This window comes from Acinetobacter sp. 197 (genome assembly GCF_048148385.1).
GTDB lineage: Bacteria > Pseudomonadota > Gammaproteobacteria > Pseudomonadales > Moraxellaceae > Acinetobacter > Acinetobacter pecorum.
This window is the reverse complement of sequence record NZ_JAYWZK010000005.1, coordinates 37,172-56,611: the sequence shown is the minus strand read 5'-3', so window position 1 is coordinate 56,611 and position 19,440 is coordinate 37,172. Positions and strand designations below refer to the sequence as shown.

General features: G+C 43.3%; 20 protein-coding genes and 2 tRNA genes. 9 read left to right on the top strand and 13 right to left on the bottom strand.

Going from position 1 to position 19,440, the window contains the following annotated elements:
• Positions 1 to 520: 520 nt before the first annotated feature.
• Together VXQ11_RS06565 and VXQ11_RS06560 are read left to right on the top strand one after the other, a co-directional pair.
• Entirely contained in the window at positions 521 to 1,828 is a 1,308-nt protein-coding gene (locus tag VXQ11_RS06565; RefSeq protein WP_005250386.1) for an FAD-dependent oxidoreductase, read from the top strand.
• A gap of 3 nt (positions 1,829 to 1,831) precedes the next feature.
• Positions 1,832 to 2,683, top strand: coding sequence for an SAM-dependent methyltransferase (locus VXQ11_RS06560; RefSeq protein ID WP_416705691.1), 852 nt, complete (start codon positions 1,832 to 1,834; stop codon positions 2,681 to 2,683).
• 80 nt (positions 2,684 to 2,763) lie between these two features.
• On the opposite strand, the gene VXQ11_RS06555 is transcribed toward VXQ11_RS06560, so the two are convergent.
• From VXQ11_RS06555 to VXQ11_RS06535, 5 genes are all read right to left on the bottom strand, one after another.
• A tRNA-Thr gene (locus VXQ11_RS06555) sits at positions 2,764 to 2,839 on the bottom strand.
• A 205-nt stretch (positions 2,840 to 3,044) separates the two neighbouring features.
• Positions 3,045 to 3,272, bottom strand: coding sequence for a hypothetical protein (locus VXQ11_RS06550; protein WP_004781576.1), 228 nt, complete (start codon positions 3,270 to 3,272; stop codon positions 3,045 to 3,047).
• Between the two features lie 438 nt (positions 3,273 to 3,710).
• Positions 3,711 to 3,911, bottom strand: a complete 201-nt coding sequence (locus VXQ11_RS06545; protein ID WP_004781578.1) for a hypothetical protein — start codon at positions 3,909 to 3,911, stop codon at positions 3,711 to 3,713.
• Between the two features lie 405 nt (positions 3,912 to 4,316).
• Positions 4,317 to 5,453 carry a J domain-containing protein gene (locus tag VXQ11_RS06540; protein ID WP_262738293.1) on the bottom strand — a complete coding sequence of 379 codons (1,137 nt, stop codon included), beginning with the start codon at positions 5,451 to 5,453 and terminating at the stop codon, positions 4,317 to 4,319.
• Between the two features lie 346 nt (positions 5,454 to 5,799).
• Positions 5,800 to 5,890, bottom strand: a tRNA-Ser gene (locus tag VXQ11_RS06535).
• A 121-nt stretch (positions 5,891 to 6,011) separates the two neighbouring features.
• Between VXQ11_RS06535 and VXQ11_RS06530 the strand changes: the two genes are divergently transcribed.
• Positions 6,012 to 7,892 carry a potassium transporter Kup gene (locus VXQ11_RS06530; protein ID WP_064095020.1) on the top strand — a complete coding sequence of 627 codons (1,881 nt, stop codon included), beginning with the start codon at positions 6,012 to 6,014 and terminating at the stop codon, positions 7,890 to 7,892.
• Positions 7,893 to 7,969: 77 nt separating this feature from the next.
• Here the strand turns inward: VXQ11_RS06530 and VXQ11_RS06525 are convergent, their stop codons facing one another.
• The gene (locus VXQ11_RS06525; protein ID WP_416705690.1) at positions 7,970 to 8,500 is read right to left on the bottom strand and encodes a hypothetical protein; all 531 of its coding nucleotides are present in this window, start codon (positions 8,498 to 8,500) and stop codon (positions 7,970 to 7,972) included.
• Positions 8,501 to 8,764: 264 nt separating this feature from the next.
• Between VXQ11_RS06525 and VXQ11_RS06520 the strand changes: the two genes are divergently transcribed.
• Both VXQ11_RS06520 and VXQ11_RS06515 read left to right on the top strand, forming a co-directional pair.
• A complete protein-coding gene (locus tag VXQ11_RS06520) occupies positions 8,765 to 9,844 on the top strand; it encodes a DNA/RNA non-specific endonuclease (RefSeq protein ID WP_416681392.1) in 1,080 nt (359 codons plus the stop codon).
• Between the two features lie 79 nt (positions 9,845 to 9,923).
• Positions 9,924 to 10,169 (top strand): hypothetical protein, encoded by a 246-nt coding sequence (locus VXQ11_RS06515; protein WP_064095017.1) that lies wholly within the window; start codon positions 9,924 to 9,926, stop codon positions 10,167 to 10,169.
• Positions 10,170 to 10,267: 98 nt separating this feature from the next.
• On the opposite strand, the gene aqpZ is transcribed toward VXQ11_RS06515, so the two are convergent.
• Together aqpZ and VXQ11_RS06505 are read right to left on the bottom strand one after the other, a co-directional pair.
• Positions 10,268 to 10,957: an aquaporin Z gene (aqpZ, locus tag VXQ11_RS06510; protein WP_064095016.1), complete on the bottom strand. Its 690-nt coding sequence runs from the start codon at positions 10,955 to 10,957 to the stop codon at positions 10,268 to 10,270.
• A gap of 104 nt (positions 10,958 to 11,061) precedes the next feature.
• Complete coding sequence (locus VXQ11_RS06505) at positions 11,062 to 12,072, bottom strand: AraC family transcriptional regulator (protein WP_064095015.1); 1,011 nt, start codon at positions 12,070 to 12,072, stop codon at positions 11,062 to 11,064.
• Between the two features lie 108 nt (positions 12,073 to 12,180).
• On the opposite strand from VXQ11_RS06505, the gene VXQ11_RS06500 reads away from it, so the two are divergent.
• A complete protein-coding gene (locus VXQ11_RS06500) occupies positions 12,181 to 12,837 on the top strand; it encodes a hypothetical protein (RefSeq protein WP_416681386.1) in 657 nt (218 codons plus the stop codon).
• 286 nt (positions 12,838 to 13,123) lie between these two features.
• Here VXQ11_RS06500 and hisF read toward each other — a convergent pair whose 3' ends face one another.
• Positions 13,124 to 13,882: an imidazole glycerol phosphate synthase subunit HisF gene (gene hisF / locus VXQ11_RS06495; RefSeq protein WP_416705689.1), complete on the bottom strand. Its 759-nt coding sequence runs from the start codon at positions 13,880 to 13,882 to the stop codon at positions 13,124 to 13,126.
• A gap of 113 nt (positions 13,883 to 13,995) precedes the next feature.
• On the opposite strand from hisF, the gene VXQ11_RS06490 reads away from it, so the two are divergent.
• Genes VXQ11_RS06490 through VXQ11_RS06480 form a run of 3 tightly spaced genes read left to right on the top strand, consistent with a single transcriptional unit; the run spans position 13,996 to position 16,014 of the window.
• Positions 13,996 to 14,943 carry a homoserine kinase gene (locus VXQ11_RS06490; RefSeq protein WP_416681384.1) on the top strand — a complete coding sequence of 316 codons (948 nt, stop codon included), beginning with the start codon at positions 13,996 to 13,998 and terminating at the stop codon, positions 14,941 to 14,943.
• Positions 14,944 to 14,970: 27 nt separating this feature from the next.
• Positions 14,971 to 15,597 (top strand): DUF1294 domain-containing protein, encoded by a 627-nt coding sequence (locus tag VXQ11_RS06485; RefSeq protein ID WP_064102631.1) that lies wholly within the window; start codon positions 14,971 to 14,973, stop codon positions 15,595 to 15,597.
• Positions 15,598 to 15,618: 21 nt separating this feature from the next.
• Entirely contained in the window at positions 15,619 to 16,014 is a 396-nt protein-coding gene (locus VXQ11_RS06480) for a DUF4870 family protein (protein ID WP_064095010.1), read from the top strand.
• Positions 16,015 to 16,070: 56 nt separating this feature from the next.
• Here VXQ11_RS06480 and VXQ11_RS06475 read toward each other — a convergent pair whose 3' ends face one another.
• The 4 genes from VXQ11_RS06475 to VXQ11_RS06460 all read right to left on the bottom strand — a co-directional run bounded on the left by VXQ11_RS06475 (position 16,071) and on the right by VXQ11_RS06460 (position 19,440).
• A complete protein-coding gene (locus tag VXQ11_RS06475; protein WP_416705688.1) occupies positions 16,071 to 17,003 on the bottom strand; it encodes a DMT family transporter in 933 nt (310 codons plus the stop codon).
• A gap of 65 nt (positions 17,004 to 17,068) precedes the next feature.
• Positions 17,069 to 17,803 (bottom strand): 1-(5-phosphoribosyl)-5-[(5-phosphoribosylamino)methylideneamino]imidazole-4-carboxamide isomerase, encoded by a 735-nt coding sequence (gene hisA, locus VXQ11_RS06470; RefSeq protein ID WP_416681382.1) that lies wholly within the window; start codon positions 17,801 to 17,803, stop codon positions 17,069 to 17,071.
• A gap of 340 nt (positions 17,804 to 18,143) precedes the next feature.
• Positions 18,144 to 18,803, bottom strand: coding sequence for a 3'-5' exonuclease (locus VXQ11_RS06465; protein ID WP_416681380.1), 660 nt, complete (start codon positions 18,801 to 18,803; stop codon positions 18,144 to 18,146).
• A 103-nt stretch (positions 18,804 to 18,906) separates the two neighbouring features.
• Positions 18,907 to 19,440, bottom strand: a complete 534-nt coding sequence (locus tag VXQ11_RS06460) for a DUF805 domain-containing protein (protein WP_416681377.1) — start codon at positions 19,438 to 19,440, stop codon at positions 18,907 to 18,909.

The window sequence follows — 19,440 nt, the reverse complement described above, 5'->3', positions numbered from 1 at the left end:
ATTTGCGCCTCATTTGAAGATAAATCAAGAAAGGTAGAGTTTTATTATCCGCCTTTCAAGTTACTTATTCCGGTTAATCAGGTGAGTCCAGTACCACGCTACGTGATTTATAAAGTATGAAAACAAAGAAGCCTCTGCTTTCGCAGAGGCTTTTATTTTATAAGGCGCTGTAGTTTCTTGTCGTTTTAAACAATTTTCGCATAAACGCATCTGAATGGAACCGGATGAATTTATGGTTTTCTTATGCTGCGAATCATAGGTATTTAAAAAGTATTTGTCAACCAAGGATTATAAAAATGGTTAATTAAATTATTTGTTTTTAAAGCGAATTTTCAAGTTTTTAGATAAAAATATGAATAAAATCTTAGATTTGATGGAATTTTAACTAAGGCAGAAAAATGAATAAAAAGCAGGTGAAATTGAACAAAAAGGCCTTTACGAAAAACATATATTCTGGAAGATTTTAATAACCTGTTTGATTGGCGCATGGTACATAATTTCTGTAGTTTTTCAATGACGGATGATCAGTTTGGATATCGCAGTAATTGGTAGTGGCATGGCCGGACTGGCTACAGCCAGAATTCTCCAGGACGCAGGGCATCACATCACGATTTTTGAAGCACTTCCAGGTCGCGGCATGGACAGTCATAGCCTTGAATTTGAAGGGGGCCTGATTGACGCACCTTTACGTGTGATGAACCCCTATCTGTGGAAAAACACCCTGAGTCTAGCCACACATCTGGGCATTAAAACTTATCCGGTGCGGACCTATATGGCCTGCAGCTGGTTATTTGAAGATAAAACTGAAACCTGGCTGACCACATCGCGCAGCCGAATTGGCAATATCCCGATTATCAACAACCGTAAAGGTCTGCAACAGTATGGCTGGCGTCTGGTCAAAGGCCTGTTGCAGTTAAAAGTTGCATTAACCAAATTCTTTAAATCGAAAAATCAGGACATCAGCCTGGCAGAATTTATCAATCGTAACGAGATTGAAGAAGTGTTCTGGCACGGTGCGGTGATGCCGGTGCTATATACCATCTGTACCTGCAATCCGAAAACCATTGGTGAATGGCCAGCCAAACCGTTGTTAATTTTCCTGCGTCAATTGACCGATGGTGATGCTTTACTGCGTCTGCAAGGCGGTACACCGGCACTGGTCGACAAGCTGATTGAAGGCATTCAGATTGAAGACGGTTCAGCAATTACACTGGTACAAGAGCAGGGCGATCAGGTCAAAGTGGAAAATGCGGCCGGTTATTCAAAACTGTTTGACCGGGTGATTGTCGCAACACCGACCACCAAAATTGAGGAGTTCCTGGATCCGGTACAGTTTGCCAGTGAAATTGAATTATTGAAGAAATTCAAATTCGAACAAGGCGAACTGGTGATTCATACCGATGCCAGCGTAATGCCGCCAAAACGTAAAGACTGGGCCGTACTCAGCTATATGATGGACCGTAAATTTACCCGTCAGCAATTTACCGTGTGGCTTAACTCGATTGAACCTTCTTTGGTCGGCAAGTCGGCCGTGTTTCAGACCTGGCGTCCGGTAACCGACATTGATCCGAAGAAAGTGATCAAATCGGTCATGCTGACGCGTGCAGTGGTCGATGCCAATACCGTGGCACTGAATAAGGAATTGCAGCAACGTCATCTGGATGCCAACCGTAAGGTCTTCTTCTGTGGCTCATGGTCATGTGACGGTTTGCCAATTCTGGAATCGGCAGTGACTTCAGCGATGAAAATTGCAGAAATCTTTGGTGCGCCTTTACCATTTCAGGGTTTAAAACCTGTGGTCGAGGTTGCTCCGCAACTGGGTTATTAATCCATGCAATGGCTTCAGGCACTGCGTCAGCGTCTTCCCCAGCACAAGTATGCAATCGATGCCGCTATGTTGGGCGATCATGCGCAATTGCCCTGGAGCAATTTAGGGTATTGGCAAGCAGGTCAGCAGGATTATGCGGCTGCCTGTTGTATGCTGGCCGATCACCTTGCACAAACTGTAAATTTAAATTCAAAAGATAAACTGCTGGATTTAGGCTGCGGTCAGGGTGCCAGTTTGCTGTACTGGCAACAACACTATCAGGTGCAATATCTGGCCGGGGTTGAGCTGCAAGCTGCCTGTGTAGCCAATATTCAGCAATATTTACCAGAACTGAATGCCATTTATCAGGCGTCATTTTTGCGTTTAAAAGAATTGCCATTTTCCCAGCGTTTTGATGTGGTGTTATGCCTGGATGCAGCCTATCACAGTCCTGTGCCTGTATTCTTAGAGCAGGTCCGCAGTGTTTTAAATTCAAATGCGCGGATTGGTTTCCATCATCTGGTTTTGTCCGAGCGCTGGGAAACTTTAAATGCATTACAACGACGTAAGTATCAGTTCTTATTGAAATCTGCCGATGTGAATTTAAAAGATTTAATGACAGTAGGTGCGTTATATGCCTGTCTGGATCGTTTTAAATTTAAAAATATTGAGATTCAGGATCTGTCCGAACCGGTATTTTCCGGCTTTGCTGATTATGTGCAACAGACTTTGAATTCAAAGTCATCAGATGCTCAGGCTCAAGGCTCGAAACTGGATCAATTTAAGATTCAGATGACAGCAAAACTGTGCCAGAAATTATATCAGGAAGGGATCGTTAGGTATGTGCAAGTGACGGCACAATCGAAGAATGAATAAAGCGCTGCAGACCCCCACTTACTTATAAAAACCCCAGGTCCAGAAACATCAAAGCCTCACTAAAAAGCGAGGCTAAGATATGGTGCCGGCACACGGATTCGAACTGTGGACCTACTGATTACAAGTCAGTTGCTCTACCAACTGAGCTATGCCGGCGTTGTGGAGTGCATTTTACAGATTTTTCTTAAGGGCGCAAGCCAAAAAATAACCGTTCAATCTTATAACCATTTTTTTATTACTGATCATTGAAGCATCTTCACTCAGGCATCTACATTTAAATCATGAAATTGCCCATATCAGTGATATGGGCAAGGATAAGGGGTTGATATTTAAAATCTATTATGAGTGAGTTAAAAGGGAATTATCTGCTTTTGAGTATCCGATCCAGGTCTTGTGCGCATTCCTCTAAAGTAAAGGCCATATCAAACTGCATTTGAGGTTTGAGTTCTTGAGCGAGACTTCTCCACTGTTCAATTAGTTTTAGGGCTTTTTGAATCTTATGTTTGTTGACGTCTTTGGCAATGGTCGGGGTATAACCACCGCGTTTGGCATTTTTTATCTGTTTCATGTAGTTTGCGCTGTTATTCATGTCCACTCTCCGAATAGCAGTGTTTCCACTTTTTTCTAACTCAAATAAGGAAGACTCAAGCAATAACGTTTTCTATCTTTAGGTTTTTATTCTCCTTTTATCCTGTTTTGATTCCACCATAACATAGCGATGATGACAATTAAATTAAGCTATTTTTATGCCAGTTTTTGTCTCCATCATATAAATAAACTAAAAGAAGAACATAAAGTTAAGAAATTAATAAAAATGGATATATCATGGTTTTATCCAGAGAATTTATTTCAATATATCCCAACCTATATCCTTACATCTTTAAATCTATCAAAAGAAAAGGCAAGCAATACTCATCTCAAAAATAACCAGTAAAATGAATTATCCTTTTTCAATTCATCTGTCCAAGATGCTCACTTTTAAGGTTTTAGACTATAAAAAAAGCCCAATATAAAATTGGGCTAGGGCTTAAGGCTCGACTTCTAGCGGATCACCATCTTCAGGACGAAGATGACGTGTGCCATCATCCGCAGGATCTACACTTGATCCATCTTTGGTGATCGGGTTGTACATTTCATCCTCTTTTTTATCGTCAGTGAACTCTTCATCTTCGAAATCCAGAGGCTCGTTATCATCATCAAAATTTAGGGGTTTTTCATCATCTTTCATAGCGATCCATCATTTTTTACCAAGATAGGATCATGCTCGAATATTCCTCAGTGTCATTCAACAGCCATCCGGCATCATTTATGTAACTTGTATAGTTATTCTTTTATTTTTAACGCATCACCTCATAATTTAGGCAACAAAAAAGGCTTAAACCCTTAAGATTTAAGCCTTCTAAGACATCATGTGGCTACATGATAATGAATTTTGGCGGTGAGAGTGAGGAAGCTAGGTTTTATAATTAAGTATTTGAATATTATAAATATTATTGACTATTTTCCCACAAAAATACCCTCAAACAAAATAATAATTGAGTTTTTTGATCAATTAGGTTGGGGAAATTATAATTAGATACATGATTACTCTTTAGTCCCAAAAGCTTAATTGATCAACGCTGATCATATTACACTACATTTCTGCCATTTCATCAGATATAATTTTTTCTATTGTTTCATAGGTTTGATGAGCTATTTGTTCAGCATGAGGCGTAGCTAAATCTGCTCCAACTTTATTAGGAATATAAAAATTATTATTCATTCTTTCTATAATAGCTTCATTCTCAAAGAATTCATCTGCTGGAAGTCCAGCATCTGCTCCTGAATCATTAATATATTTTCCAGCCAAGTCTAAATACAAACATTTTTTTGATTTTTGAAATGTAATATAGCAATTCGAGATAAGATCTTTAATTCCTATAATTCCACTTTCTTTAAAAGTATCATACACTTGTTTGGACGATGTCTTAATTTCTGCAGGATTAGGTTGTAAGTAATATAATAGTCCAGTTTCGTATGTGGACATCGCTCTTTCATCAGTAACTGTATTGGCTTCATCACTTTCTGCATAAACTTCTTCACTATCATTCATTAACTCTGAATCAGCTAGGCTGTAATCTTCTTCAATTCCTGTCGCCTCTACCGCAGCGGCATCTGCTGCTGCTTCAGCTTCTTCAGCAGCCTCTCTTGCCTCTTCAGCAGCTAGAATTGCTTCTACATCGGATTTATCCGATAAACTCTGCATATATGAGTTTGCTACAATTACAATTATGAAAATCAAAGCTAATGCAATACAAGTACTACCTATTTGTATGAAAACTTTTTTCTTTGAAATTATCCAATTTTTAAATTTTATAAAAGGGGAGAAAATAGAAAAGCTATGTGGGACATCAATGGAGATATTCATTTTGAAACTTTCAGAATCAGCTTCTTGGCTGTTGTCTTTTGAGCCGTTAGTGGAGTTGGTTTTATTTTGCTGTTCAAAAGCTGCTCTTTGAGCTCGCATAAACTCTTCTTGTTCCTTCTTCTTAATATATTCTTCTTGTTGCTGCTTACGTCGGGCTTGTTCTGTAAGAAATTGATCATAATTTTTACGTTTAATTGGATCGATTAAAGTTTCATATGCTTCTCTAATTTTAATCATTATTTCATTTGCATCATTACCTTTATATCGATCTGGATGATATTTTTGAGCCAACCCTTTATATGCAAGCTTAATAATTTCTTCTGGTGCATCTTGAGAAATATGCAATATTTCATATAAATTCATAAATTATTTCTTTCATAAATTAATTTTAATTAAGGCATTAGACCCCCTCTAATGCCTTAAAACTTAATATTCAAATATCCAGCTTCGGTAAAGCCTTCACTATCTCCCTCGTTTCAAAACTGATCATAATCACACGCAAGAACAGTTCAAGCGGGTATAAATTTGAATGACTATGACATTTTTGTCGTCCATTCCCTAGAGAATGAAGGCTGATACCCGCAAATATACCCGCAAAAGTGCGGGTATTCTACTGTTATGCTATGGAGTGTATTAGATAATAAAAAAGGCCTAAACCCTTTAGATTTAAACCTTTTGAGACATCATGTGGCGACATGATAATGATATTTGGCGGTGAGAGAGGGATTCGAACCCTCGATACGCTATAAACGTATACACACTTTCCAGGCGTGCTCCTTCAGCCACTCGGACACCTCACCATGGCCGTGGATGATATAGAAAAAAAGCCAGTCTGCCAAGCTTGAAACAATTGATTTGCGGAAAAACTTTGAACGCAGTGCTATGATTCGCAAAAATGCTTGTTAAAAACGAAGACAATTTATGCAAAGCACTGCACAAAAGGCAGCTCTTCCGGTCATTACGCTGGCTGCGCTTGGAGTAGTTTTTGGAGATATTGGGACCAGTCCGCTGTATGCACTGCGCCAATGCTTCCTCACTGCACATCTCGCCATTAGCGAAGCTTCAGTACTCGGCATCCTGTCCCTGATTTTCTGGTGCATGATGCTGACCATCAGTTTTAAATACGTCACCATCATCATGCGTGCTGACAACAATGGTGAAGGCGGGATCATGTCACTCCTGGCATTGAACCTGCGTACCACACGCATTTCTGATCAAAAGAAAATTTTCCTGATCGCCTTGGGCTTTATCGGGGCATCACTATTTTTTGGTGACGGAATTATTACTCCGGCAATCTCTGTGCTCTCAGCCATCGAAGGCCTGAGTATTGCGACACCCATTTTCAATCAATGGCTGGTGCCGTTATCGATCGGAATTCTGGCTGGACTGTTTATAATTCAGCGACATGGTACGGCGACGATGGGCAAGTTCTTCGGACCTTTAACCCTGCTCTGGTTTCTGTCCATTGGTGGCTTTGGTTTATGGAGCATTATCCAGACCCCATTTGTACTCTGGATGGTAAACCCTTACTGGGCCTATCATTTTGTGGTTGATCAGCCTTATGTGGCTTTTCTGACCATGGGGGCGGTGATCCTGACCATGACCGGCGGTGAAGCAATTTATGCCGATATGGGGCATTTTGGCCGTCTGCCGATTCGTCTGGCCTGGTTCATTATTGTCTTGCCGTGTCTATTGCTGAATTATGCCGGACAAGGAGCATTGTTGCTGCGTAATCCTGAAGCACTAGAGAACCCTTTTTATATGCTGTTACCTGAGTGGGCCTTGTTCCCGATGATTGGACTGGCAACGGCAGCAGCGGTAATTGCTTCACAGGCGGTTATTACCGGGGTGTTTTCTATGGTCAATCAGGCCATTCAGTTGCGTTATTTGCCGCGCCTGTCAGTCAAGCATACTTCGGCAGTGGAGCGCGGTCAGATTTATCTGCCTTTCATTAACTGGATGCTGTTTATCTCGGTCCTGATCCTGATTTTACTGTTTGAAAATAGTGCCAGTCTGGCCAGTGCCTATGGTGTTGCAGTGACCATGACCATGCTCTGCGGCACAATTCTGATCTCAATTCTGGCGTATGGCTTCTGGCGTTGGCCGGTATGGAAAGTGGCTTTATTTGCTGTGCCATTTTTGGCACTGGATTTGATCTTTGTTGCTTCAACTTCCTTAAAAATCGCTTCAGGAGGTTGGGTACCAATTCTGATTGGTGCAGTACTGTTTACAATTCTCATGACCTGGAAAGACGGGCGTGCTTTGGTGCTGACACGGCTTGAGCAGGATGCTTTACCGATAGACTTATTTATTAAAAGCATCTCGATGGGGGACGGCACCAAGTTTGTACCAGGGGATGCTGTTTTCCTGACGGGTACACCCAATATTGTGCCACATGCCATGCTACATAATATTAAGCATAACAAAGTCTTACATGAAAGAAATATCATGCTCACGGTAATTACCCGCGACATTCCTTTTGTCGACAGACAAGATCGGATTGAGGTAGAAAAACTGAGTGAACACTTTTACCGGGTATTTATCTATTACGGTTTTAAGGATCAGCCGAATATTCCGGATGCGTTACAACAGGCCTATGAGCAATGGAATTTTGAATATGACCTAATGCAGATCAGTTTCTTTATTTCACGTGAACGGATTATGCATACTGTGGGTGAGGGCATGGCACCCTGGCGGGAAAAGCTGTTTATTTCCATGCAGCGTAATACCAGTCCGGTCAGCGATTTTTATCAGATTCCAACCAACCGTGTAGTCGAGCTGGGCACCCAGATCCAGATCTAAGTAAGATGAGAAATCAAAAAAACCAGAGCCATACTCTGGTTTTTTTATACAGAAAACAATAAACCGGCGAGTTTGGTTTATTGCTCAAGCTCTACCGCAGCTGGCATTTCAGGTGCCGCATTCAAAGGTTCTTCCATCTGTACTGGCTCTGCATCCGATTGCACCGCAACTTCAGCCTGTTCATTGCTTACCTCTGCTTCAATCACAGCGGCTTGCTGTTCTTCCTGTGCTGGTTGTGGTTGAGGCGCAGCCATAGACATGTTTGCCTCTACACCTGCCTCATTCATGCCAGGTTCTACCATAGCTGGTTGAGGAACAGTACCTGAATTTGGTGCCTGAGTCATTGCTGGATCATTAGACATTGGGGCGGGTGTATTTGGCATTGCGGGCTGTGGTGCCACTGTACGCGGGTCAACTAGGCGGATCTGGCCCGAATTTACCAAACTTTCTAAAGAGCCTTCCTGGCCATTCACTTTTGTACTGATTTTAGCTTTAGAGAGGCTTTCAAGTGTTTCACCCGATTGAATGGTGGGTTCGGCAAATGCCCCTACGCTCATCACACTTGTAAATAATCCTAAACTTAATATTTTAGAGAATTTGGAATTCATAATTAACACCATTACTAATAATTGTACGAATTGGATAGGCGCTTAGCTTTACATACTCAGTCTATGAGGCCAAACAAAGCTACGTAAACACCGTGAAAATTCATTTAAAAAGAAATAAAAACCAGACAGTTTGTTACAACGAATGCGGTTTATACACAGTTATTGTTTATTTAGTAAACGAATAGTGGAGCCAAGATATACTTCGCTTATACAGCTTGTTAAGCTCAATTAAAGTCGGTGTTGATCTAAAAAGTACGTGTAAGAATGGCCAAGAAGCAGCGTAAATCCAAAAATTCATTTTTTCAGTTTTTAAATGATAATAGTATTAAAGTCATTCTGGGTGTAGTGGCTTCGAGCAGCTTCGCCATCGCTTTTGGTCAAGAAAAAATCAGTCAATGGGTATCACTGTCATCCTCTACCGATTCTGCCTGCCTGAACCAGTTTTACCGTGATGTACCCCCTTACCTGATGAGAGAGAGCCTGAAAAAAGACAGTTATTCACTGTGTTTTAATGGCTTTAATGTAGAGTATTCCGGAGTATCCAAGACCCCGCTCTGGGTGGCAGAAGCTTTAACGCCGGCACGCTTAAGCAAGAAAATTCCTCGTGAAGACAGTTTTCATGAAGAAGAGCGGGTTAGTGCGAAACATCGTGCCACATTGGCGGATTATCGCGGGTCGGGCTATGACCGGGGGCATATGGCACCCAATGCTGACATGCCGACTAAAGCGGCACAGTTTGACAGTTTTTCCTTGGCCAATATGGTGCCGCAGGCGCCTAAGAACAATCAGCAGGTCTGGCGTGAGCTGGAAGAGGCTACCCGTGCGATTGTGACCAAGCAAAAGCAGGATGTCTATGTCATCACCGGTCCGGTATTTGCAGGGAAAAAACTCAAAACCATCGGCAATGGTGTAATCGTGCCGACTGCGGTCTATAAAGCAGTTTATATGCCGAAAACCGGTGCCATTGGTGCCTACTATGCTCCGAATGATAATTCACTCAAAGTACGTATAGTCAGTGTCTGTTATCTGGAAGAACAGTTGGGAATTAACCTGTTCCCGCAGCTCACTGAAGAGCAGAAGCGCAATACTTATCGCCTGCCATTGACAGCCAAGGCAGTAAAAGCCAACCAGAAAATTGAATATTCGAACTGGGATGCGGAAAGCCAGTGTGCCGAAGACGTTTCCAAAGAAAACCTGCAGGCGCTGCAACGCCAGTTCAAATTTGCCTCAAGCGGCTCGACCTCACCTGCAGCTGGCAGTGCGATGGATAGCGCAACGCAAGAGACTATCGTGAAACAGCTGATTGATGCCTTATTGCAATATATTTTGCAGCTGTTGAAATAAGTTTGCTGAAAAAACCGGAATTCAGGTAGCATCGATATCACAGCTTGATTAGAAAATAACAAAGACAGGTGAAAAGGATATGTTTAAAGCATTTGAAAATGGCAACGAATCCCATGCCATTCATGATCTGACTTTGGAAAATGATCTGGACTGCGTCAGCCTGTATGGTAACTTGCAGATCACCAAGGATCAGCAGGGGCTGAAAGTGGCCAAAGCCTTGCAGGCTTTTATCGATGATGTCGTGCAGCAGCTCGAGAACACACCTGACCTGCCAGAAAAAATTCAGCGTAATGACCTGGATGAAATTGAAAATCCATTTTTATAAAACGTGCAGCTCTGTTTTTCTGCACGTTCTAAGGGAAACATGCAGAAAATGAACTTATAAATTAGATAGAGATTTTTATATCTCTATCCCTGCAAGCACTAGTTTTTCTTTTCCAGCAGGGTCTTGTAAATCAATGCGCCAATAATGCCGCCAACTATCGGGGCAACCCAGAATAACCACAATTGACTCAATGCTGCAGTCTGTGCAAAAAGTGCTACACCTGTACTACGCGCAGGATTGACCGAAGTATTGGTCACGGGAATACTGATAAGGTGAATCAGGGTCAGGGCAAGACCGATGGCAATTGGCGCAAAGCCAACAGGTGCACGACGATCAGTAACGCCCATAATTACAATCAGAAAGATTGCAGTCAGTATAATCTCGATGATTAATGCCGACCCCATAGAATAATGGGCGGGCGAGAGTTCAGCAAAACCATTGCTGGCAAAAGCACCGGTACCGGTAAATCCTAGCTGACCTTGTACAATCACATACAGTAACCAAGCGGCCAGAATTGCACCAATCACCTGTGAGACGATATAGGGAAGCAGCTGTTTAGCTTCAAAACGTCCACCTGCCCATAAGCCCACACTGATCGCAGGATTAAAGTGTGCTCCCGAGATATGACCGAGGGCATAAGCCCCGGTGAGTACGGTTAAACCAAATGCCAAGGCGACGCCAGCGAAACCAATTCCCAGTTCCGGAAAAGCCGCTGCTAATATCGCGCTGCCGCAACCACCGAAGACCAGCCAGAACGTACCGATCAATTCTGCAATATATTTATCCATAGTGTATTCCTTTATTGTTTTTATTTGCTTTTTTTAAATTTTATATCAGTAAGCTGCAATAGGGAGAGCAGATTGCTGCTGTCTTTATTCGTGCCTGTCAGGGTTCACGACATTGAGATGCTTTCTAATCGCCATTGTTGTGGCGTCAGCTTGGTCCACTGCTTGAATGCCCGCTGAAAGGCACTCTGTTCAGAATAACCGAGTAACATTGCGGTTTCTTGCAAGCTCAAGTGTGGATCTTTCAGGTATTGCATGGCCATCATGCAGCGGATTTCCTGCATCCGTTGCTGGTAGGTTTTGCCCTGTTTCTGCAAATGGCGCTGTAACTGACGCACTGAAAAATTCATCTGCTCGGCAATATGCTCAATCTGGAACAGGTTTTTTTGCAGGCCAATCAGAATCGCCTGTTGCAGTTGCTGATCAATCAGGGTGGAGTGCGGGAATTTTTCTAACAGTGCGTTGGCCTGTTGCATCAACAGTTTCTGCAAGGTCTGGTCGCCCTGTTTCAGTGGCATGGAAAGTTCACTTACATGTACCAATACCTGATTTTTAGCTTGGGAAAAACGGACCTTACAGCGGAAATGCTGTTCATAAAGGGAAATTTTTTTGGGCATTGGATGCTGAAAATGTACTTCATATAACTGTACACCACGCGGATCCTGAACAATGGTCTTAATGAACTCGGTCATCAGTGCAATGGCGATTTCATCGGTCAATTGGGTATTCAAATTAAAAGGGACTTCGGCCCAGCCAATCGACACATAATCACCTTCCCACTGCAGCTGGAGTGGACCGCCATCATAGATCAGGCGATGATAATCATGATAGCGCATGAACGCCTCCCCCAAGGTTTCACTTGAGAGGGTCAGATAGCCAATGATCCCGAGATGTTTGACTTCTACCAGTTGGGCTATTTCCAGACCCAGAGCAGGTCGTTGCAGCTGTTGATCAAGTGTTGTTAACAGCTCACGCCACAGGACGAAATCGAAGCATTCGAGGTTTTGAATGGCCAATAATTTCTTAGGGACCTCAAGCTGTTTCAACTGATAATAGTCCAAAAGCAAATGTCCTAAACCCCCGTATACCGAGCCTACGTAGTCTTTTAGAACCAGCATTTTTAATTCTTTTATTTTGTCGTATTTTGTCAATCATATTGAATATTTTGGTCAATATCTAGTCCTTTATTTAGCCTATATTCAAAATAGACCAAGAGGTAAAAGATTATGTGGAAAGGTTTTCTGGCAGGACTCGTCGTTGCAAATGGATTTGAATGGTTTGCGCATAAGTATGTATTGCATGGTGTTCACCGGCCGGGACAGAGCCGCTATAGTCCGGTGCCGGAAAGTATGCGCTCCCATTGGGAACATCACCGGGTTGTGCGCAAAACGGAATTTTCCGATTTCGGTTATGTAGAAGGACTGGATAACTGGCGTACCCGTAATGAAATAGCTTCACTTGCAGTGGTCGCAACTGTTTTTGGACTCAGTTTTTATCCTTTTTCCAAAGGCATGACACTGGCTACCCTATATAGTGCAGGCAACTATTATTATTTACATCGCCGGGCTCATCTGGAACCGGAATGGGCCAAAAAGAAATTGCCCTGGCATTATGATCATCATATGAATAGTAATCAGGATGCGAACTGGTGCGTCACCAAGCCCTGGTTTGATTATCTGCTCGGTACCCGGGTGGTTTCCTCGGCAGATTTGCAGGAACAGAATCCTTTAGGTTTGAGCTTGCCTGCACCGATCTCGAAAAAACTGAACCGCTGGGCAGAACAATATTTTCCGGTTAAATCGGCCGATGCTTCCACTAAAATGACGAAAAATACTGCAAAAAATACGGTAATGAAGCAGTTAAATACACAGGTTATGGAGTAAAACAGGGCTTTGTCGTGATTTGTCAATAAAATACGATTGTATTGTCAATATTGTCCTGCGGATTTCACTTATATTTGCTCCTGTCGGTGAGCAAAGCCTCATACTGATAATGTTTCTGGGTGTAATGAGTTATTTTGAATACCAAGTGCTGTAGTCTTATCTTGGTTTTATAAGGAGTCGTAAGACTCCTTTTTTTTGTCCCGTATTTGCTGTGTTGTTTTATTTAAGGCATAAAAAAAGAGTGTTTATAAAAACACTCTTTAATCAAATCATCATCTAAAACGGCTTAAAGGCGCATTTCAATCCCTTGGGCTGCCATATAGGCTTTGGCTTCCGGAATGGTGTGTTGACCAAAATGGAAAATTGAAGCTGCCAGTACCGCATCGGCACCACCATGAATAATGCCGTCCGCCAAATGCTGTAAATTACCCACACCGCCAGAAGCAATAGTCGGTACCGTGACGCGGTCATTAATCGCACGCATCAGGGCAATATCGTAACCGGCTTTGGTGCCATCGGCATCCATCGAAGTAATCAGCAATTCGCCTGCGCCGTAACTGGCCATTTTCACTGCCCATTCAATCGCATCAATCCCGGTTTCCTTACGGCCACCGTGGGTGAAAATTTCCCATTTATGATCACCGGTTTTTTTGGCATCGATCGCCACCACGATACATTGTGAGCCAAAGCGTTGAGAGGCTTCCTGCACAAACTCGGGATTATAAATCGCTGCCGAGTTAATACTGACTTTGTCTGCACCGGCATTGAGCAGTAAACGGATATCTTCAACTTTACGTACACCGCCACCGACAGTCAGAGGCACGAATACAGATTCGGCCATACGTTCCACGGTACGGTAAGTCGTGTCGCGTCCATGATGTGTAGCGGTAATATCAAGGAAAGTAATTTCATCGGCACCTTGTTCATTATAACGGCGCGCCACTTCGACCGGGTCACCCGCATCACGAATATCAAGGAACTGGACACCCTTGACCACACGGCCGTTATCCACGTCCAGACAAGGAATAATACGTTTAGCTAGCATAAATTTTTCCAATTATTACAGCCGATTATGAAACTCACCCACGCAAGCGCTACACCTTGGCAGATGGAAACGGTATTCTAGCAAAATTATGTAAGTTTTTTCGCAGGTTTTCTATGTCGGTTTATACCACTTTGACTTTAAAGGAAGTTCAGGATTTTGCAGCGCCTTATGGTTTAAAGGCGATTGATCTGATTCCCATTCAAGGCGGTATTCAAAATACCAACTATTTTTTAGTCTGCGAAGACCAGCAATATGTGCTGACCGTATTTGAAGATATGGATGAACAGGCAGCAGGCGAACTGGTTCCGGTTCTGGAACATCTGGGGCAGGCTGGGTTGGCTGTTCCGGTGCCTTTATCGCATTCAGGCAAAGCGATTCACAGTATTAAAGATAAACCGGCACAAATTGCACCGCGCCTGATGGGTGAACATCCGATGCCCTCTACCATCGGACAAGTTGAAGCGATTGCAGTGGCTCAGGCGAAAATGCACGTGGCGTTACAAGACTTTAAACTGCAACGTAATTTCGTACGTGATCATGCATATTGGCTGGCAGTGTCTCAAGAGATCAAACCAAGCTTGAATCCGGCAGATAAAGTCTTGCTGGGTAAACTGTTAGGTTTATATGAGGCTTTAACGGCGGTATATCCGGACCGTCCACGCGGTTTTATTCATTCAGATCTGTTCCGTGACAATACTTTATTTGAAGGCGATCAGCTGAATGGTATTCTGGATTTTTATGAGTTGAATCAAGATGAATTCCTGTTTGACATCGCGATTACGTTAAATGATTTCTGTACTGAATATCCTGACGTGGTCCTTAATAAAGAAAAGGCCAATGCCTTTTTAAAAGCGTATGAAACCGTTCGTCCCTTAACTGAGGATGAAAAATCCTGTCTGGAACTTTATCTGGCCATGGCGGCTGGGCGTTTCTGGATGATGCGTCTGCAGGTGGCACAGCGTAATGCAGCACTGGGTCGGAATGGCGAAGATATTTTGCAAAAAAATCCGGACGAAATGCGTAATATGCTGATTGAACGCTTAAAATTCGTCACTGCTTAAACAATCAGATTAAAAAGGATAGGGGATATGCGCGATCAGGGACGCTTAGTGGAATGGTTTGATGAACAGGGGTATGGTTTCATTCAGCCCAGTGACCCCGCCAAAGATCGCGTATTTCTGCATATCAAGGATTTTGCCAAGCCTGGCCCACGGCCAATCGTGGGCTGTGCGCTGGATTATCTGGTCGTTCTGGATGAACGTGGACGTTATCGCGCGCAGCAGGTGATGTACCTTAAAGCATCGCAAAGCAAAGGTCTGCAAGCCAAACTCAAGCCGTCCAAGCCGCAGCAGACACAGAAATTACAACCCATGCAAATTGCCTGTGTGGGTTATCTTCTGTTTCTGGTCGTTCTGACGCTGGCGGGTTTACTCAGTGGACTGGTCTTATTGCTGGTCAGCCTGATGAATGCACTGAGCTACTGGCTCTACGCACAAGACAAGGAAGCAGCACAGCTGGGTAATCGCCGTATTCCGGAAAATACCTTGCATCTGGTGGCCTTCTTGGGCGGCTGGCCGGCAGCCTGGCTGGCACAGCAGAAATTACGCCATAAAACACAAAAACAACCGTTCCGGCAGATATATTTTTGTACCATAGGCTTTAACATCATTTTGATTCTATGGCTGATTTCCCCATTCAATAGCTTAAATATCTAGGGGAAAATACGAGGAGGGGATGTGAACTATTCCATTGATAAAGACCCAAACCGCACACTGACTTTTGCATTATACATTTTATATATCGTGGCCATTTTTAGTGCTGGCCTGCTGGCTGTCGTGGCCCTCATCATTAACTATGTAAAACGGCGCGATGTACGTGGTTCCATCTTTGAAAGCCACTTTACCTGGCAGATCCGCAGTTTCTGGTGGTATCTGTTCTGGAATATTATTGCTTTTGTTCCCTTCCTGTTCCTGTTCTTTACTCATGAAGATCCCGATCTATTTGCCGGCGTAACCTTTGGTGCTTCCGCTTTCTGTTTGATTGTCATTTTTGTTTCCTGGATCTGGATTGTCTATCGGGCGATCCGCGGTATCATGCGTTTAAATGACAACAAGCCGATGTATAACAAATAATTTTAGCCGTATTTCCCCAGAGAAAAAATCCCCCTTTTAAGGGGGATTTAGTGGAATTAAGAAAGATCTTGCTTTAATTCTTCTGTTGGTTCTTTTCTTAAAAACTTTGGTTTCCATTCACTGACAATCACGCCAAGCACCACCATCAATCCACCGACTAGCGCGAGCGCAGGTAGACGTTCTCCGGCCAGACGGCCAAACAGGGCTGCCCATACCGGTTCGCCGGCATAGATAATCGCTGCCTGCGAAGGATTGACCATGCGCTGCGCCCAGTTCATCACCAGTTGAATCAAGGCACTGGCAATGCCTAAACCGACTAAAATTCCTGCCAGATGCCAGTGAAATTCGGGTAGCTGAGATTCACCTAAAACGGGTGCGATCATAAAACAGAACAATGATGCAAAAATCAGTTGCAGCACTGTAACCCGGCGTACATTGACCCGTTCAGCAAAATGGCTGATGAAAATAATCTCCAGTGCAATTGCAATCGAACCAAGCAACGTCAGGGTTTGCCCGAAACTGAGCTGAATTGCAGCAAAGCCATTGCCTGTCAAAAATACCAGACCGATAAAGGCAAATAGCGCTCCGATCCAGGTCATCATCTGTGGTTTTTTGCGAAACAGCAGCCAGAGCAGGATCGGGACCAGCGGCACATACAAGGCGGTTAAAAAAGCCGATTCACTGCTGCTAATGGTCTGTAAACCCACAGTCTGGGTGCCATAACCAATGGCGATCATGAATCCAATCACCGCGCCGGCGAACACCTCTTTCAGGTTCATGCCTTTTAGGGATTTCAATGAAATCAGGGTAATTGCAAGCGCTGCTGCAGCAAAACGCAGACCGACAAATATCATCGGGCTGCTAAAATTCAGCCCGTATTGCACAGTAATAAAACTGCCACCCCAGATTAAAGTAATCAGGATTAAGGCAAACTGCGGTAATTTGGCTGTCAGGGAGGCTGAGCGGGAGGCGGAAATGATTGTAAACATGCGAGGAGATCAGAAAATTAAAAAATAAAAAAGAGGTCCGAAGACCTCTTTTACAGCAGGCTTAATTATAGCGCCTGTTGCTCATCTAGCAATAACTGTGCTTCACGTAAACTTAAGGTACCTTCGTAAATTGCACGACCGGTAATTGCGCCTAAAATACCCGGTTGGTCTTTCAGGTTACGTACGTCATCCAGATTGGTCACGCCACCTGAAGCAATCACAGGCAGGCCTGAATATTGTGCCAGGTTTACGGTCTGTTCAATGTTTACACCCTGCATCATGCCATCACGCGCGATATCCGTATAGACAATGCTCGACACGCCAGCATCGGCAAAACGTTTCGCCAGGTCAGTAGCTTTGACATCAGTCACATTGGCCCAGCCATCTGTTGCCACCATGCCATTCATGGCATCAATACCCACAATAATGTGGCCGGCAAATTTTTGACATGCTTCTTCAACAAATTCAGGATTCTGAACTGCTTTAGTGCCAATAATCACAAAAGACACGCCTGCTTGAAGATAATGCTCGATGGTTTCCAGAGAACGAATACCGCCGCCAATCTGGATCGGCAAGTCAGGCTGGGATTTGACAATGGCTTCAACCACTGGCTTATGGATTGGCGTACCTGCGAAAGCACCGTTTAAATCTACCAGATGCAAGCGGCGAGCGCCTTCATTTACCCAATGCTGTGCTGTTGCGACCGGATCGTCTGAAAATACGGTATCGTCTTCCATACGACCTTGTTTTAAACGGACACATTTGCCATCTTTCAGGTCAATTGCAGGAATGATCAGCATGCTTTCGCTCCTTGCTCAATCTTTAGAATGAATTTCAGTGGCTTCATCTTAGCAAATAAAGTCGAAATTTCTAACTCTTAAACGGTATGAATAAAGAAAACCTGTACGCAGACAGGTAGGAGTTAGGTAATTTATTTTAATGGCGTTAATGAGTCTGCGAGTGAATGGAGATCAGATCTTTATAGTGGGTCGCGTATCGAACTGAGCGTTAATCAAAACGGTAAAAAGACATTGCTGTTGAAACTACGTTTTCGACTTTACTCATCCCGGCTTTCATTCGTATATCAAGCAATATTGGAGTCATCCTTGTCATGCCAGACGCAATACGTGGCTCAAGTGCTTAAGCCGTCGATGAGGGGCGGATTCTCAATTTCAGTGACGTATTGGGAATCTCTTTGGGTAAAAGACCTCGCTGCAACAATTCTTCAAATACCAGCACGGGCGCATAGGCATCTGCTGCTGCATAATCAATTTGTGCCGGGCTGAGCTTCTTGCTGGCCCAGTTCGAGGTACTAATCCGTTTGGATTTAGGAAAATTTACTTGAAATAGCAAAGCCATGGCATTTTTTAATCCGACCGGATTGTTTAAACCAAAAGCTTTAAAACATTTGGACAGTTCGACCACACTGTTGAGTTCAATGCCTTTTTTACGGAACAGATGCGCATCATTTTTCAGGCCAAAACCGACCTTGATCTGGTCTCGACTGGCAAAGATCGGTTTAAGAAAATCCCAGATCGAATCATTCATTTGAAATAAATAGGCTTTGTGCAAAGTCGCTAGCTGAATCAGATGTGGCCCGGTAGAGACTTCACCGACTTTAAAGGTGGGCTTGGATTCAGAATCGAAACCCAGGACGGCACAGCTTTTTAGCTCCTGTTCAAGGGCATGACACTGTTCCAGACGATTAATCACCTGAATCTGTTGCATTGGAAGATTTTTAAATACAAGAAAAGTCTGAATTTGTTCCTTGCTTGGTAAAGTATCCAGCAGCTGTTGCATAAGCTTCAATCATTAAATGAATGCATTCAGCTTAATCACTTTTGCTGTTCTAGGCAAAAATAAAGCCCATGAAGAATGGGCTTTATGCAAAATTTAACAAGGATTAATCAGTGTGATAGCTACTCTGTTCCATCTGCGCCTGTTGAGCCTGAGTCACATAGTCTTGATATGCCGGAAGCGCAATTGCAGCCAGAATAGCTAAAGGGAAAATTAAAAAATAGAGCCAGCCTAAAACCTTTTCCCATGTTCGGGTGCTACGTCGAGGGCCATATTGGTTGGGACGGTCATCCCCTTTAGCAAAAATTAAGTAAAGGATAAAAATCAGATTGACCAGCGGAATGAGGACAAGTAAGGATAACCATCCTGTGTGATTACGGTCATGTAGACGGCGAATAGTAAAAACAAAACTAAAATATAGCATGACCAAGTAAGCGAGTCCGATGAGAACAGTTGAAACCATGGATGAGCCTGCCAAGGTAGAGCTATCCATAAATAGGCCAGGTGAAAAAGCTGCAATCATCCCAATGATGATCAGGAGCGAAAAGGTCATTAGCATGTTCCAGCCGAGATAAGACAAGCGGCCAAAACGACCATTTGGGCTTAAAGCTGATTCATTGCTTGGATAGTGTGGATTCAT

Bases quoted from the DNA above. Each gene is read 5' to 3' on its own strand.
- VXQ11_RS06545 (WP_004781578.1), bottom strand. From the start codon at position 3,911: ATGAAAGATGATGAAAAACCCCTAAATTTTGATGATGATAACGAGCCT.
- VXQ11_RS06505 (WP_064095015.1), bottom strand. From the start codon at position 12,072: ATGCTGGTTCTAAAAGACTACGTAGGCTCGGTATACGGGGGTTTAGGA.
- VXQ11_RS06560 (WP_416705691.1), top strand. From the start codon at position 1,832: ATGCAATGGCTTCAGGCACTGCGTCAGCGTCTTCCCCAGCACAAGTAT.
- VXQ11_RS06475 (WP_416705688.1), bottom strand. From the start codon at position 17,003: ATGTTTACAATCATTTCCGCCTCCCGCTCAGCCTCCCTGACAGCCAAA.
- VXQ11_RS06565 (WP_005250386.1), top strand. From the start codon at position 521: ATGATCAGTTTGGATATCGCAGTAATTGGTAGTGGCATGGCCGGACTG.
- VXQ11_RS06485 (WP_064102631.1), top strand. From the start codon at position 14,971: ATGCGCGATCAGGGACGCTTAGTGGAATGGTTTGATGAACAGGGGTAT.
- VXQ11_RS06530 (WP_064095020.1), top strand. From the start codon at position 6,012: ATGCAAAGCACTGCACAAAAGGCAGCTCTTCCGGTCATTACGCTGGCT.
- VXQ11_RS06490 (WP_416681384.1), top strand. From the start codon at position 13,996: ATGTCGGTTTATACCACTTTGACTTTAAAGGAAGTTCAGGATTTTGCA.
- VXQ11_RS06460 (WP_416681377.1), bottom strand. From the start codon at position 19,440: ATGAATCCACACTATCCAAGCAATGAATCAGCTTTAAGCCCAAATGGT.
- aqpZ (WP_064095016.1), bottom strand. From the start codon at position 10,957: ATGGATAAATATATTGCAGAATTGATCGGTACGTTCTGGCTGGTCTTC.
- VXQ11_RS06520 (WP_416681392.1), top strand. From the start codon at position 8,765: ATGGCCAAGAAGCAGCGTAAATCCAAAAATTCATTTTTTCAGTTTTTA.
- VXQ11_RS06515 (WP_064095017.1), top strand. From the start codon at position 9,924: ATGTTTAAAGCATTTGAAAATGGCAACGAATCCCATGCCATTCATGAT.
- VXQ11_RS06465 (WP_416681380.1), bottom strand. From the start codon at position 18,803: ATGCAACAGCTGCTGGATACTTTACCAAGCAAGGAACAAATTCAGACT.
- VXQ11_RS06540 (WP_262738293.1), bottom strand. From the start codon at position 5,453: ATGAATTTATATGAAATATTGCATATTTCTCAAGATGCACCAGAAGAA.
- hisF (WP_416705689.1), bottom strand. From the start codon at position 13,882: ATGCTAGCTAAACGTATTATTCCTTGTCTGGACGTGGATAACGGCCGT.
- hisA (WP_416681382.1), bottom strand. From the start codon at position 17,803: ATGCTGATCATTCCTGCAATTGACCTGAAAGATGGCAAATGTGTCCGT.
- VXQ11_RS06500 (WP_416681386.1), top strand. From the start codon at position 12,181: ATGTGGAAAGGTTTTCTGGCAGGACTCGTCGTTGCAAATGGATTTGAA.
- VXQ11_RS06550 (WP_004781576.1), bottom strand. From the start codon at position 3,272: ATGAATAACAGCGCAAACTACATGAAACAGATAAAAAATGCCAAACGC.
- VXQ11_RS06525 (WP_416705690.1), bottom strand. From the start codon at position 8,500: ATGAATTCCAAATTCTCTAAAATATTAAGTTTAGGATTATTTACAAGT.